This window comes from Allobosea sp. 05L423 (genome assembly GCF_056397745.1).
The window spans coordinates 427,597-441,004 of sequence record NZ_JBFTOA010000001.1 but is presented as its reverse complement, the minus strand read 5'-3'; the positions used below and the strand labels follow the sequence as shown (position 1 = coordinate 441,004).

The 13,408-nt window shown below is 66.0% G+C and carries 12 protein-coding genes; 2 read left to right on the top strand and 10 right to left on the bottom strand.

The window, feature by feature from the left end; genetic code table 11:
* Window positions 1-5 precede the first annotated feature (5 nt).
* The 9 genes from hflC to AC1DNE_RS02100 all read right to left on the bottom strand — a co-directional run bounded on the left by hflC (window position 6) and on the right by AC1DNE_RS02100 (window position 10,767).
* Window positions 6-941, bottom strand: a complete 936-nt coding sequence (gene hflC, locus AC1DNE_RS02140) for a protease modulator HflC (RefSeq protein ID WP_441469623.1) — start codon at window positions 939-941, stop codon at window positions 6-8.
* Window positions 938-2,098, bottom strand: a complete 1,161-nt coding sequence (hflK, locus tag AC1DNE_RS02135; RefSeq protein WP_441469624.1) for an FtsH protease activity modulator HflK — start codon at window positions 2,096-2,098, stop codon at window positions 938-940. The genes hflC and hflK overlap by 4 nt, the downstream gene beginning before the upstream one ends.
* Before the next feature lie 154 nt (window positions 2,099-2,252).
* Window positions 2,253-2,768: a dihydrofolate reductase gene (locus AC1DNE_RS02130; protein ID WP_441469625.1), complete on the bottom strand. Its 516-nt coding sequence runs from the start codon at window positions 2,766-2,768 to the stop codon at window positions 2,253-2,255.
* Between the two features lie 4 nt (window positions 2,769-2,772).
* A complete protein-coding gene (locus AC1DNE_RS02125) occupies window positions 2,773-3,255 on the bottom strand; it encodes a GNAT family N-acetyltransferase (RefSeq protein WP_441469626.1) in 483 nt (160 codons plus the stop codon).
* Window positions 3,252-3,521 carry a thymidylate synthase gene (locus AC1DNE_RS02120; protein ID WP_441469627.1) on the bottom strand — a complete coding sequence of 90 codons (270 nt, stop codon included), beginning with the start codon at window positions 3,519-3,521 and terminating at the stop codon, window positions 3,252-3,254. Before AC1DNE_RS02120 ends, AC1DNE_RS02125 begins: the two co-directional genes overlap by 4 nt.
* Before the next feature lie 355 nt (window positions 3,522-3,876).
* Window positions 3,877-5,310, bottom strand: a complete 1,434-nt coding sequence (pntB, locus tag AC1DNE_RS02115; protein WP_441469628.1) for a Re/Si-specific NAD(P)(+) transhydrogenase subunit beta — start codon at window positions 5,308-5,310, stop codon at window positions 3,877-3,879.
* 13 nt (window positions 5,311-5,323) lie between these two features.
* A complete protein-coding gene (locus AC1DNE_RS02110; protein WP_476765525.1) occupies window positions 5,324-6,898 on the bottom strand; it encodes a Re/Si-specific NAD(P)(+) transhydrogenase subunit alpha in 1,575 nt (524 codons plus the stop codon).
* Window positions 6,899-7,035: 137 nt separating this feature from the next.
* Window positions 7,036-8,610, bottom strand: coding sequence for an indolepyruvate oxidoreductase subunit beta family protein (locus AC1DNE_RS02105; RefSeq protein ID WP_441469630.1), 1,575 nt, complete (start codon window positions 8,608-8,610; stop codon window positions 7,036-7,038).
* A gap of 6 nt (window positions 8,611-8,616) precedes the next feature.
* Window positions 8,617-10,767, bottom strand: a complete 2,151-nt coding sequence (locus tag AC1DNE_RS02100; protein WP_441469631.1) for a thiamine pyrophosphate-dependent enzyme — start codon at window positions 10,765-10,767, stop codon at window positions 8,617-8,619.
* Window positions 10,768-11,048: 281 nt separating this feature from the next.
* Here AC1DNE_RS02100 and AC1DNE_RS02095 point away from each other — a divergent pair, with 281 nt between their 5' ends.
* Window positions 11,049-11,840 (top strand): cyclase family protein, encoded by a 792-nt coding sequence (locus AC1DNE_RS02095; RefSeq protein ID WP_476765526.1) that lies wholly within the window; start codon window positions 11,049-11,051, stop codon window positions 11,838-11,840.
* Window positions 11,841-11,910: 70 nt separating this feature from the next.
* Window positions 11,911-12,432, top strand: a complete 522-nt coding sequence (locus tag AC1DNE_RS02090; protein ID WP_441469633.1) for a MarR family winged helix-turn-helix transcriptional regulator — start codon at window positions 11,911-11,913, stop codon at window positions 12,430-12,432.
* Between the two features lie 3 nt (window positions 12,433-12,435).
* Here the strand turns inward: AC1DNE_RS02090 and AC1DNE_RS02085 are convergent, their stop codons facing one another.
* Window positions 12,436-13,407: an ornithine cyclodeaminase family protein gene (locus tag AC1DNE_RS02085; protein ID WP_441469634.1), complete on the bottom strand. Its 972-nt coding sequence runs from the start codon at window positions 13,405-13,407 to the stop codon at window positions 12,436-12,438.
* Between the last annotated feature and the right edge of the window lies 1 nt (window position 13,408).

Genomic DNA, 13,408 nt, shown 5'->3' with positions numbered 1-13,408 from the left:
CATGATCAGGGCCGGGCCGGTGCAGGCGTGGCAGGCGTCGCCGGAGCTCCCGCCTGACCATCCTGACGCTGCGCGTTCGGACCGTTGAAGTAACGGAAGAACGGTGAATCCGGCGTCAGCACCATCCGGGTGTCTCCTGGCTTGATGCTGGCCTCATAGGCCTGCATCGAGCGGTAGAAGGAGAAGAACTCCGGATCCTTGCCGAAGGCTTCGGCGAAGACCTTGTTGCGTTCGGCCTCGCCCTCGCCCCGGATCACATCCGAGCGCTGCTGCGCCTCGGCGACGATGACGGTGGCGTCCCTTTCGGCCCGCGCCTTGATCTCCTGCGATTGCTGGCCGCCGAGCGCGCGGGCTTCCGCGGCCTCGCGCTGACGTTCGGTCTGCATCCGCTGGAACACCGCCGCCGAGTTCGCCGCCGGCAGGTCGACGCGCCGGAGCCGAACATCGACCACCGTCATGCCGAAGCGCGCCGCCTCACGGTTCACGTCGTCGCGGATGCGGTTCATCAGCCGCGAGCGTTCGGTGCGCACCACCGAGGTGAAGGTCGCTTCCGCCAGCACCGAGCGGACATTGCCGTTCACGATCGAGGCGAGCTGCGAGTTCGCACGAGGGATGTTGTTGACCGCCTGGTAGAAGCGCAGCGGATCGGAGATGCGATAGCGCGAGAAAGCATCCACCACGAGACGCTTCTGGTCCGAGGCGATGATTTCCTGCGCCGGCAGGTCGAGATCGAGGATGCGGTTGTCGAGCAGCGTCACCGTCTCGATCGGCGCGAACCACTTGAAGTAGAGGCCGGGCGCAGTCTTGACGGCACGCACCGCGCCGAGCCGGAGCACGATCGCCGACTGCGTCTGCGAGACCACGAAGGTGCAGGCATAAAACACGACTGCGACGGCGGCGACGACGACCAGCAGCGCCGCGCGAAGGTAGGAACCGTTCATCGGTTGGCCCCTCCCTGCAGACGGGAGCCCTGGGCCTGTCGGCCCGCATTGAGCTGGTCGAGCGGCAGATAAGGCACCACGCCCTGCCCACCCGCGGGGTTGTCGAGGATGATCTTGTCAGTCCCGCCCATCACGCGTTCCATCGTCTCCAGGAAGAGACGCTCGCGCGTCACGCCCGGAGCATTCTTGTATTGCTCGTAAACCGCGTTGAAGCGGCTCGCCTGACCGCGCGCCTCGGCAACGGTCTGTTCCTTGAAGGCTTCCGCCGACTGGACGAGCTGGGCCGCCCGGCCACGCGACTCCGGCACGACGCGGTTGGCATAGGTCTGCGCCTCGTTGCGCAGGCGCTCCTGGTCGGCGCGCGCCGCCTGGACGTCGCGGAAGGCGTCGATGACCTGCTGCGGCGGATCGACCTTCTGGAGCTGGACGAGACGAATCTGCACGCCCGCATTGTAGCCGTTGAGCGTCTCCTGCATCAGCTGGCGCACCTCGGTCTCGATCGCGCCACGGTCAGTGGTCAGCACCGGCTGGATGTTGCGGCGGCCGATGATCTCGCGCATCGCGCTCTCGGCCACGGCCTTCACCGTACCCGGCGGATCCTGGATGTTGAAGACGTAGTTCTCGGGCGCGGCGGGATCGATCTGCCACTGCACGATGAAATCGATGTCGACGATGTTCTCGTCACCGGTGAGCATCAGGCTCTCTTCGATGACGTCGGTCTGGCGCGAGGTACGCACCGATTCGACCGTGCGGAAGCCAACCTCCGTGGTGATGACGTTCGTCACCTGCGGCTTGATCACGCTGCCGATCGGATAGGGCCAGTTCCAGTTGGCGCCCTCGCCCGTCTTGCCGGCGAAGCGCCCGAAGACGACGTTGAGGCCGACCTCGTTGGGCCGCACGAAATAAATGCCGGACCCGAGCCAGATCAGCACGAGCACCAGAAGGCCGAGCACGAGCCCGCGCCCGCCGATATTGCCGCCCGGTATCAGGTTCTTCAGCCGATCTTGGCTGCGCCGCAGGATTTCCTCGAGATCGGGCGGATTGCCGTTGCCTCCGCCTGAGCCGCCCCCCCATGGGCCGCCACCACCGCTACCCCCGCGCTGGCCCCAGGGTCCACCCCCGCCGCTGCCACCGCCGCTCTGATTGCTCCAAGGCATTCCCGAGCCGATCCCTTCCGTTCTGTCGAGGCCGAGCCATAGGCGAATAGCGGCCGCTTGTCAGCGCCTTCGGCTGAAGACGCTGGGCTGAGTTGGTCATGGGCCACGGATTCGTCAACCGCGCAAGCCATTCATCGTGAACGGAAAGCGGCGATCAGCCGCGCCTGCGGTAGGTGACGAAGGTATAAGGATACTCGTTGTCCGCATCGGCATGGTGATGCTCGTTTGCTCCGGCCTCGAAGGCGCCGCGCTCCCAATCGGGGAAAAGCGCGTCTCCGGCCGGCTCGGCATGGACCAGCGTCAACTCCAGCCGGTCGGCGAAGGGCAGCGCCTGCCGATAAACCTCAGCGCCGCCAGCGACCGTGACGGAATCCGCGCCGCTCGCTGCTGCCACCTCCTGCCCCGTCGCCAGAGCCTCGTCGAGCGAATGCGCGACCCTGACGCCGTCCGGGGCGAAGCTCCGATCGCGGGTCAGCACGATGATCTCGCGCCCCGGCAGCGGTTTGCCGATGGAGAGGAAGGTCCTGCGCCCCATCAGCACCGGGCGGCCCATCGTCAGCCCGCGAAACCGCTGCAGATCCTTCTTGAGCCGCCAGATCAGGCGGTTGTCGTCGCCGATCACGCCATTGTCGGCAACGGCCGCGACCACCACGATCGGGCGCTTCTCCATGGCTTCAACCCTCCGCGCCCAATCGCCTGAGCGCCTCGCCCTCCAGCCGCTTCACCGTCCACTCGTCCTGCGCCTTGGCGCCGATCGACCGGTAGAAAACGCGCGAAGGCTCGTTCCAGTTCAGCACCCACCAGGCGAGGCGCGGCAGATTTTCTGCGACGCAGCGACGTGCCAAGCCGGCGATCAGCCCCTTGCCGATGCCGCGCCCCCGCTGTCCCGGCCGGACGTAGAGGTCCTCCAGCCAGATGCCGTGGCAGCCCGAGAAGGTCGAATAGGTGTAGAACCAGACTGCGAAGCCGACCGGTTCGCCATCCCATTCGGCAATGTCGCAGAAGACCTTCGGATTCGCGCCGAACAGCGCCTCGCCGATCTCCGCCTCGGTCGCGACGACCTCGTGCAGCAGTTTCTCGTATTCGGCCAGTTCCTTGATGAAGGCGAGCACGAGCCCGGCCTCGCCGGAGCGGGCGGAGCGGATGTTGAGGGTCATGCTGCGATCGGCGCCTTGATAGTGGGGTGGGAGTCGTAGTCCGGGATCGTCACGTCCCCGAACTGGAAATGCTCGAGCCGCGACACTGCCGGATTGAGCGAGAGCTTCGGCAGCGCCCGGGACTCGCGCGAAAGCTGCAGCGGGGCCTGATCGAGATGAGTATCGCCGAAGGAATGGAGGAATTCGCCTGCGCCCAGCCCGGTCACCTGCATCACCATATGGGTCGGCAGCGCATAGCTCGCGACATCGAACGGTCTTCCGGTCACCGCTGTTTGGCCCAGAATCGCTTTGATGGCGGTATCTCCACTGCAGGACTAAGCGAAAGAATCGGCTGCAACCAAGATTACGGTTACACCACAGCTAGGGCTTGTGCACATGGGTTGCCCCGCGCGCCCATCGAAATACGGCGTGAGCGGCACGGTCGGGATTGGCTCTAATAGTCTCGCGAAGGCGCGTGCGAGCAGAATGGCAGAGCGATGCTCGATTCACGTAAATCGTCACACGCTTAAGCCCGCTCGGCTCGGTACATCAGCATTCAAGCCCCAGCACGAGGCCGGGGCTCAACAGTGCGTCGTTGAATTTCGGTTGGAGGCGAGACGCGAACCGGTACCGCAGATCGCTTCACGCGATCTGCGGGAGGAGTTTGTCGACGGACGCCTTGGCGTCGCCGTAGAACATCCGCGTGTTCTCCTTGTAGAAGAGCGGGTTCTCGATGCCGGAATAGCCCGTGCCCTGCCCGCGCTTGGAGACGAAGACCTGCTTCGCCTTCCAGACCTCGAGCACCGGCATGCCGGCGATCGGCGAGTTCGGGTCCTCCTGCGCCGCCGGATTGACGATGTCGTTCGAGCCGATGACGATCGCGACGTCCGTCTCGGGGAAGTCTTCGTTGATCTCGTCCATCTCCATGACGATGTCGTAGGGCACCTTCGCCTCGGCGAGCAGCACGTTCATGTGGCCCGGCAGGCGCCCGGCGACCGGATGGATCGCGAAGCGCACGGTCTTGCCGGCGGCGCGCAACTTGCGCGTCAGCTCCGAGACCGATTGCTGGGCCTGCGCCACCGCCATGCCGTAGCCGGGCACGATGATGACGCTGTCGGCCTCGTTCAACGCCGCCGCAACGCCGTCGACGTCGATCGCGATCTGCTCGCCCTCGATCGCCTGGGCCGGACCGGTGGTGTTGCCGAAGCCGCCGAGGATGACCGAGATGAAGGAGCGGTTCATCGCCTTGCACATGATGTAGGACAGGATCGCGCCCGACGAGCCGACCAGCGCGCCGACGACGATCAGGAGATCGTTGCCCAGCGTGAAGCCGATCGCCGCCGCCGCCCAGCCCGAATAGCTGTTCAGCATGGAKACCACGACCGGCATGTCGGCGCCGCCGATGCCCATGATCAGGTGGTAGCCGATGAAGAAGGCCAGCAGCGTCATCAGGATGAGCGCCCAGATGCCGGCGCCCTTCACATAGAGGATCAGCAGCAGGATCGAGAGGATGGCGGCACCGGCGTTCAACAGATGACCGCCCGGCAGCTTCTTGGCCTTGCCGTCGACCTTGCCGGCAAGCTTCCCGAAGGCGACGATCGAGCCGGTGAAGGTGACCGCGCCGATGAAGACGCCGAGGAAGACCTCGACCTTCAGGATGCTGATCTCGACCCCGGTCTTGTGCGCCAGCACAGCGGCAAAGCCGGTCAGCGCCTCACGCGCGGCCGGCTCCAGCGCCTGGACCGCACCGAGCTCGAGATGGGCGTTGAAGCCGATCAGCACGGCTGCGAGGCCGACGAAGGAGTGCAGCGCCGCGACCAGCTGCGGCATCTCGGTCATCTGCACCTTCATCGCCACCTGCCAGCCGATGGCGGCCGCGATGGCGAACATGATGATGACGAGCCAGAGCTTGCCGCTGCCCGGCCCGAAGACCGTCGCGACCATGGCCAGCGCCATGCCGACGATGCCGTACCAGACCGCACGCTTGGCGCTCTCCTGATTGGACAGGCCGCCGAGCGACAGGATGAAGAGGATGGCGGCGGAGATATAGGCCGCGGAAACGATACCGATGCTCACCTCAGAGCCCCCCTCAGGACTTCTGGAACATGGCGAGCATCCGGCGCGTGACCAGGAAGCCGCCTACGATATTGATGGATGCGATCAGTACCGAGACCATCGCCAGGATGGTGACGAGCCAGCCCGAGGAACCGATCTGCAAGAGCGCGCCGAGCACGATGATGCCGGAGATCGCGTTGGTGACCGCCATCAGCGGCGTATGCAGCGAATGCGACACGTTCCAGATCACCTGGAAGCCGACGAAGCAGGAGAGCGCGAACACGATGAAATGGCTCATGAAGCTCGCCGGCGCATAGGCGCCGACGATCAGCATCACGACCGTTCCGACGGTCAGCAGCGTCAATTGCGAGCGGGTCTGCGCCTTGAAGGCAGCCGCCTCCAGAGCGAGCTTCTCCTCGCGGGTCGGCTCCTTGGCCTTCTCCTTCGGCTTCTGCGCCGCGATCGCGGCGACCTTGGGCGGCGGCGGCGGGAAGGTGACGGCGCCCTGATAGGTCACCGTCGCGCCGCGGATGACGTCGTCCTCCATGTTGTGGACGAGCTTACCGTCCTTGCCGGGCGTCAGATCCGTCATCATGTGACGGATATTCGTCGCGTAGAGCGTCGAGGACTGGGCTGCCATCCGGCTCGGGAAGTCGGTGTAGCCGATGATGACGACGCCGTTCGGGGTAACGGTGCGCTGGTCGGGCTTGGTCAGTTCGCAATTGCCGCCGCGCTCGGCGGCGAGATCGATGATGACGGAGCCGGGCTTCATCGCCTCGACCATGTCCTTGGTCCACAGCACCGGCGCATCTCGGCCGGGGATCAGCGCGGTCGTGATGACGATGTCGATCTCGGGAGCGAGCTCGCGGAACTTCTTGAGCTGCGCCTCACGGAACTCGGGGCTCGACGGCGCGGCGTAGCCACCGGTCGTGGCGCCATCCTGCTGCTGGCCCTTGAAGTCGAGGAAGACGAACTGCGCGCCCATCGATTCGATCTGCTCGGAGACCTCCGGGCGCACGTCGAAGGCATAGGTCACGGCGCCCAGCGCGGTCGCCGTGCCGATCGCGGCGAGGCCCGCGACGCCCGCGCCCACCACCAGCACCTTGGCCGGCGGCACCTTGCCGGCGGCCGTGATCTGGCCGGTGAAGAAGCGGCCGAAATTGTTGCCGGCCTCGATCACGGCGCGATAGCCGGCAATGTTGGCCATCGAGGACAGGGCGTCCATCTTCTGGGCGCGCGAGATGCGCGGCACCATGTCCATGGCGATGACGTTGGCGCCCTTGTCCTTGCAGAGCTCCATCAGCTCCTTGTTCTGCGCCGGATAGAAGAACGATATCAGCGTCTTGCCGGCCTTCAGGCGCTCGGCTTCCGCCGGCTCGGGCGGCCGCACCTTGGCGACCACGTCCGCCTCGTCCCAGAGTGCGGAGGCTGTCTCGACCACCGTCACGCCAGCAGCGCGGTAGGCATCGTCGGTGAAGCCCGCAGCGACGCCCGCCCCGGTCTCGACCAAGCAATCATAGCCGAGCTTCTGGAGCTGCAGCGCGCTCTCGGGCGTCATTGCAACCCGCGCCTCGCCAGCCAGAACTTCCTTCGGTGATCCGATCCTCACGGTGCCCCCTCTGGTAAATTGGCGTTGTGACGGATGAAAGCCCCATCACAGCCAAACGATTTTTGGTCGCGTTCCACCTTCGGCAGATACAGGCGATGGACCGCGACGGGAACCGCTGCCTTTCACCTGCCAATTCGTCAAGTCGCCGAAGGGTTCGTAGCTGGCTGCAGATTCGCGATCGTCCGCAAGGCTCCGTCCAGCATCGTCCCGTCCTCGTCGGCGAGCGCGGCGCGAACCAAGCGGTTCAGCCAACCGGCCGCATCCGGCAGGCTGGACAGCATCGGCACGGCAGCGAGGACGCGATCGAACTTCGACAAGCCCCTCGCGTGAGTATCCGAATAGCCTTTCACCAGGCGCCTGCTTGCGAGCACTTCGACGGCGAGGTCGTAATCTTGGCTTATGAGTTTCTCGGCGCGCTCCAGCCACCCGTGGATGTGCTCCATTTCGCGCTGATGGCGCAGTAGGCTGCGGCGAACCGGACGCAAGGCCGATATCCCATAGAGCAGCAGGAACCAGGAGACCGTGCCGGTGCGTACGCGCCGTCCACGATCGGTCAGACGCCCCAGACGGCGTAGCAGGCCGGGGCGCTTTTCCATGCTGCGGCCGAGGGCAGCGGGCAAGGAGCCCACGATCTCCTCGATGCGCGGATGCATGAACTCGGTCATGTAGAGGACCTGGTCGGGCTTGCGCCCGGTCTCGCGATCGATCCGGGCGAAGCGAGCGGGGCGGGTCTTCAGATCGGCAACCCGGATGACGTCGTCATAGCTCATCGCGGCGGCGAGATACTTGGCCGCAGCCGCCGCGAACGCATAGGCCTTTTCAGCGCCACCGGCCGCGCGGTCCCGCTCAAGCAATCGCGATAGTTCCGCCAGATATTCGGCTCCATAGGCCGTATCCTGGTAATCGACGCAGCGCCGCAAGCCGGCGAAGAGGATCGGGTGCAACGGCTCGGGAAACCCGTCATGGAGCCGGCCGAGCAGTGCATCAAGTTTCGGGGCTCCGACGCTGCGTGGAGGCGGCAGCAGCGTTTTTCCGACAGGCTGCGGCAATTCGATCGTTCGTCCTGCCGCCCGCTCCGCCGCCGCCGCGAAGGCGCGCAGGCTGGGCTCGACGCCCTTCCCCCCGGCGCGTATCGCCTCCTCGAAGGCGCTGCGCGGAAAGGGCAATGCAGCCGCGCCGGCCAGCGCGCCGAACAGAGCGGCCGAAATCACGCTGCCATTGCGCTCCGCCAGCGCCTGCATGTCGAACAGAACGGAGCGCTGCGCCGCTATGGCAACCGCGGCCGTCACCGTACCGGGGTCGGCGATCCCGCCGCCCGGCTTCTCCTTTTCCGCCACGGCGAAGGAGCGATGGGTCGAGGCGATCAAGGTCGTCCGCTCCGGCGTTACGAAGCCACGCAGAAGCGAGCGGCCCGCTTCCATGAACTCGGCCGCCATCACCACATCGACGTCGCCCGGCGTCGGCGTCAGCGACAGCACCGGCAGGCGCCCCGCGCGCGCCGGGAGCATTTCTATGTAATAGATCGTCGCACCGGTCCGCTGGGCGACGCCTGGAACCGAGGTGGATTGCGCGACCCAGCCTTGCCGCTCGGCCAGGTCGACGATCCAGTCGCAGAGCACGCCGCCGCCCTGGCCGCCCATGGCGAGGATCGCGATCGAAATCGGCCGTTCATGCCGTTCGCCGGCTGCGGCGGGGGAAGCGATGTCGGTCATGGCGGTTCAACCGAAAACGATGCGGCGACGGTCGCGCCGGCGCTGCAGGAAGCCGATCACAGCGCTCCGAACCCGGGAGAGCAGCCGGTCGCGCAAGGACGGGTTGTGGATGATCTCGGCGCGGTAGAAGGAGGGGCAAAGCACCGCCGCCTCGGCGACCTCGCCGCAATTGCCGCAGCCGACGCAGCTATTGTCGATCGACGCCACGGGATCGTCCCTCAGCGGATCGTCGGTTTCCTTGACCGAGAGCGAAGGGCAGCCGGACAGGCGGATGCAGGCGTGATCGCCGGTGCAGACGTCCTCATCGACCCCGAAGCGCTCCTTGACCATGCGCCGGCCGTCCTTCACCGCGCGATTGAACAGCGGCTTTTCGCGGCGCTGGCGGTTCAGCATGCATTCCGAGGAGGCGACGATGACCTTCGGGCCCGGTTCGGTCGAGGTGAGCGCCTCCTTCAAGGTATCTCGCATCCGGCCGACATCGTAGGTGCGCTCGATCTGGCGCACCCAGCCCGCGCCGATCCCCTTCACCGCCTGGACGATCGAATGCTTGGTCGAGCGCGTGTCGCTCGTCGCGCGCGACGACAGGATGTCCTGCCCGCCGGTCGCCGCAGAATAGAAGTTGTCGACGATCAGGATGACCTGATCCTGCTTGTTGAAAACCGCATTGCCGACGCTCGATGTCAGGCCGTTATGCCAGAAGCCGCCATCGCCGAGCACCGAGATCGGCTTCTTGCCGGCCGGCACGTTGAAGGCGGAGGCAGAAGCGCCCGCGAGCCCGTAGCCCATGGTCGTCCCGCCGAGATTGAACGGCGGCAGGATCGAGAAGAGATGGCAACCGATATCGGACGAGATATGGTGCGGACCGAGCTCCTTCTCGACGAGCTTCATCGCCGCGAAGATCGGCCGCTCGGGGCAGCCGATGCAGAAGCCGGCGGGGCGCGGCGGCACGACCGTTGCCAGTTCCTTGACCTCGGGGGTCATGAGGACCGCATCGGCATTGGGCGGTGGCGCCCGGTTGCCCAACAGCGGACGGGCATGAGCGGCCAGAAAGGTATCGATGCCCTTGGTCAGCACGGCCGCCGTATAGTCGCCGCCGAGCGGCAGCACGTCCTTGCCGGCAAGCGTCGCGGATAGCCCGTGCTGGCGCAACACCATGCCGACGGCCTGTTCCAGATAGGCGGGATGGCCTTCTTCGACCATGAGCACGGCGCGCTTGCCGGCGCAGAACGCCGCGACTTCCCCGTCGACCAGCGGATAGGTCACGTTCAGCACGTAGAGCGGCACGGCGGTTTCGCCATAGGCGTCGGCCAGGCCAAGATATTGCAGGGCGCGGATCACGGAATTGTACATGCCGCCCTGCAGGATGATGCCGACATCCCCTGCGGCCGGCCCGAAGAACTCGTTCAGCCGATGCGTGCGGATGTACTCGACGGCAGCGGGCCAGCGCTCCTGCAGCTTCTGCCGATCCTGGAGCATCGAGGCCGGCGGCAGCACGACGCGGTCGACGTCGCGCCGCGGCTGTTCCAGGGCCTCCCGCAGCGGGAAGGGTGGCGGCTTGTTCGCCTTGGCGACGAAATGGCCATGGACATGGCAGGCACGAATCCGCACCTGCAGCATGACCGGCGTATGCGACGCCTCCGACAGGGCGAAGCCGTCTTCCACCGACTTGACGATGGATTCGAGATTGGGGCGCGGATCCAGCAGCCAGATCTGCGATTTCATCGCGAAGGCGTGGCTGCGCTCCTGCGGGATCGAGGAGCCCTCGCCATAGTCTTCGCCGAGAATGATCAGCGCACCGCCATTGACGCCGCTGGAGGCGAGATTGGTCAGCGCGTCGGAGGCGACATTGGTGCCCGCCGTCGATTTCCACGTCACCGCGCCGCGCAGCGGGTACATCACCGATGCCGAGAGCGTCGCTGCGGCGGCCGCTTCCGAGGCGGATGACTCGAAATGAACGCCGAGCTCGTCGAGGACATCCTTGGCGTCCGCGAGCACATCCATCAGATGCGAGATCGGCGAACCCTGATAACCGGCGACATAGGCCACACCGGACTGCAGCAAGGCCTTGGTCAGAGCGAGGATACCTTCGCCGCGGAAGATTTCCCCTTCCGTCAGGCGCAGATCCTGCACTTCCTTCGCGAAGGACCGTTCGGCCATGGCGCTCCCCTTATCGCGCTATCGAATATTTATATGCACGTTCATCTAATAAGCACCGTCGACTGTCAATTGGTACCTTTATGCGCATCGGCATGCCGGTACCTCGGCGTTATCGGCCTCAAAGGGGTCAGGAAACGTGACAGGCAGATCGCCTCCCAAGGAGATAAACGCGCCATTCTGCATCGTGTCATCGAATTTATTTGCATTATCATATTTATCGGCGACAATCGCCCGGTGGCCTGCATGCTGTCGGCTGCAAGACAGAAAAAGGGGATGCTGACATGAACGCTTCGGCGCTGATCTCGGGCGTCGCCACGGCCATCGCGTCGGGCGCCATATCGGTGGTGGATCTCACCGCGCCGCTCGGGCCGGACACGCCGGTGCTCTATCTGCCGCCCCAGTTCGGCAAGAACACGCCGCGTTTCAAGATGCACGAGATCTCGGCCTATGACGGCAACGGTCCCTGGTGGGCCTGGGGCTGGATGGAGCTCGGCGAGCATACCGGCACGCATTTCGACGCACCCAGTCACTGGATCTCCGGCAAGGATCGGCCGGACAACACGACGGACAAGCTGCCGCCGCGCGATTTCGTGGCACCCGCCGTGGTGATCGATTGCAGCCGCGCCGTCGCGGAAGATCCCGACTTCCTGCTGACGGCCGCTGGCGTGCGGGCCTGGGAAGCCGAGCATGGCGAGATCGAGCCCGGTTCCTGGGTGCTGATGCGCTCGGATTGGCACCACCGCAACACGAATGCCCAGGCGTTCCTCAATGCGGACGAAAACGGCCCGCATTCGCCTGGTCCGAGCGTCGACTGCATCGAGCTTCTCCTGTCGCGGGGTGCGATCGGCTTCGGCAGCGAATGCGTGGGCACCGACGCTGGCGGTGCCGCCGCTTTCGAGCCGCCTTTCCCCGCGCATGCGCTGATGCTCGGCCAGGGCAAATATGGGCTGGCCAGCCTCTGTCATCTCGACAAGCTGCCACCGAAGGGATCGCTCCTGCTGGTGGCGCCTTTGAAGATCGTCGGCGGAACGGGTAGCCCGGTGCGCGTTCTGGCGCTGACCCCGGCGGGCTGAGTGCCGGGGTTGCCTGCGCCGGAAACTCCGGTACCTATGCCGTTAAGCTTGAGCATGCGGACCCGATTTCTTGGCCAGTGACGTCAAACGCAAGAGCGTTCCGCGGCCCGCTTCCCGGCGGGCCGCCACCGGCGACGCGACCCGGCACCGTCCTCCGACCATCGGGGAATTCGGGCTGGAGAATTTCGCGCCCTATCTGATCAATCGCACCGCGATGCTGTGGAATGCGCGCATGCTCCAGGCCGTCCGCGGGTTCGGGCTGACCACCACCAAGATGCGTGCGCTCGCGGTCCTGAGCATCTACCCGTCCCTGACGGTGAACGAACTCGCCCAGTATGCCGCGACCGAGCAATCGACCATGAGTCGCACGCTCGACGCGCTGGAGAGGCAAGGCTTCGTCAGCCGCCAGATTCATGAACAGGACGGGCGCGTGCGCAGCATCGCCATCACCGCTGCCGGGGCTGCCTTCTTCCAGCAGTTCTGGCCGACGATGCTGACCATGCATGCGGACCTGATGGAGGGCGTCGACGAGGCGGAGTTCGCGGCCTTTGCCGCGACCCTGCACAAGCTCCTCGCCAACCTCGCCCGCTGACAATCAGCCGGCCCGCCAGCGGATTTGTTGCCCGATTCCCGAAGCCTGCGCCTTGCGAAGGGCGCAAACGGCCGCCGCCATGTCCTCGACAGCCATGCCGAGGGATTTGAAGACCGTGAGCGCGTCGGGGCCGGACCGGCCGGGCCGGGAACCGACCAGAACCTCGCCGATCTCGGCGCGGACGTGATCCTCGCCGATCACCTCTTCTCGCATCGGCAGCAGCAATTCACCGCACTCGACCATCGCCTGCGCCCGCGAATCCACGAAGAACTCGGCCGACGAGACGATGTCCGAGCCGAGCTCACGCGCCTGGGGCGAACTCGCGCCGACGGCGTTGACGTGGCAACCTGCCTTGAGCCAATCGAGCCGCAGCAGGGGCTCGCGGGCGCCCGTGACCGTGCAGATGATGTCGGCCTCGACAACAGCGCCTTCGATGCTCGAGGCCAGGCGGCACCCGGTTTCCCCGGCCAGCTGCTCGGCCTGCTCGGGAGAGCGGGCCCAGATGACGATCTCGGCCCGCGGCAGGGCGAAGCGCAAGGCTTCGATATGGGCCCGAGCCTGCGTTCCGCTTCCGAGGATCGCGATCCTCAGGGCGTCCGGGCGCGCCAGGGCCAGCGTCGCGACCGCGCTGGTTGCCGCCGTTCGCAAGGCGGTGATCGCCGTCGCGTCGACGAGCGCCAGCGGTTCGCCCGTCGTCCCGTCATGAAGCAGGATGGCGCCCTGATGACTGTCGAGGCCGCGCGCGCGATTGCCCGACGCGACCAGCACGTCCTTCAGGCACCAGACCGGCGCGTCGCCGCCCCGAAACGCCGGCATCAGCCCCATCAGCGGCGCGTCCGTCCCCGGCTTGAGCTGGAGGCGTGGAAACTGTTCGCACTCTCCGCGCGCGAAGGTTTGCAGCGCCTCGCGCACCGCCCCGATGCAATCCTCCATCGTGAGCGCGGCGCGAACGTCCATTCCATCGAGGATCAGCATC

Excerpts from the sequence above, each read along its gene's own strand:
- AC1DNE_RS02130 (WP_441469625.1), bottom strand. The coding sequence starts at position 2,768 with ATGGAGAAGCGCCCGATCGTGGTGGTCGCGGCCGTTGCCGACAATGGC.
- AC1DNE_RS02095 (WP_476765526.1), top strand. The coding sequence starts at position 11,049 with ATGAACGCTTCGGCGCTGATCTCGGGCGTCGCCACGGCCATCGCGTCG.
- AC1DNE_RS02100 (WP_441469631.1), bottom strand. The coding sequence starts at position 10,767 with ATGGCCGAACGGTCCTTCGCGAAGGAAGTGCAGGATCTGCGCCTGACG.
- hflC (WP_441469623.1), bottom strand. The coding sequence starts at position 941 with ATGAACGGTTCCTACCTTCGCGCGGCGCTGCTGGTCGTCGTCGCCGCC.
- AC1DNE_RS02085 (WP_441469634.1), bottom strand. The coding sequence starts at position 13,407 with ATGCTGATCCTCGATGGAATGGACGTTCGCGCCGCGCTCACGATGGAG.
- hflK (WP_441469624.1), bottom strand. The coding sequence starts at position 2,098 with ATGCCTTGGAGCAATCAGAGCGGCGGTGGCAGCGGCGGGGGTGGACCC.
- AC1DNE_RS02125 (WP_441469626.1), bottom strand. The coding sequence starts at position 3,255 with ATGACCCTCAACATCCGCTCCGCCCGCTCCGGCGAGGCCGGGCTCGTG.
- AC1DNE_RS02105 (WP_441469630.1), bottom strand. The coding sequence starts at position 8,610 with ATGACCGACATCGCTTCCCCCGCCGCAGCCGGCGAACGGCATGAACGG.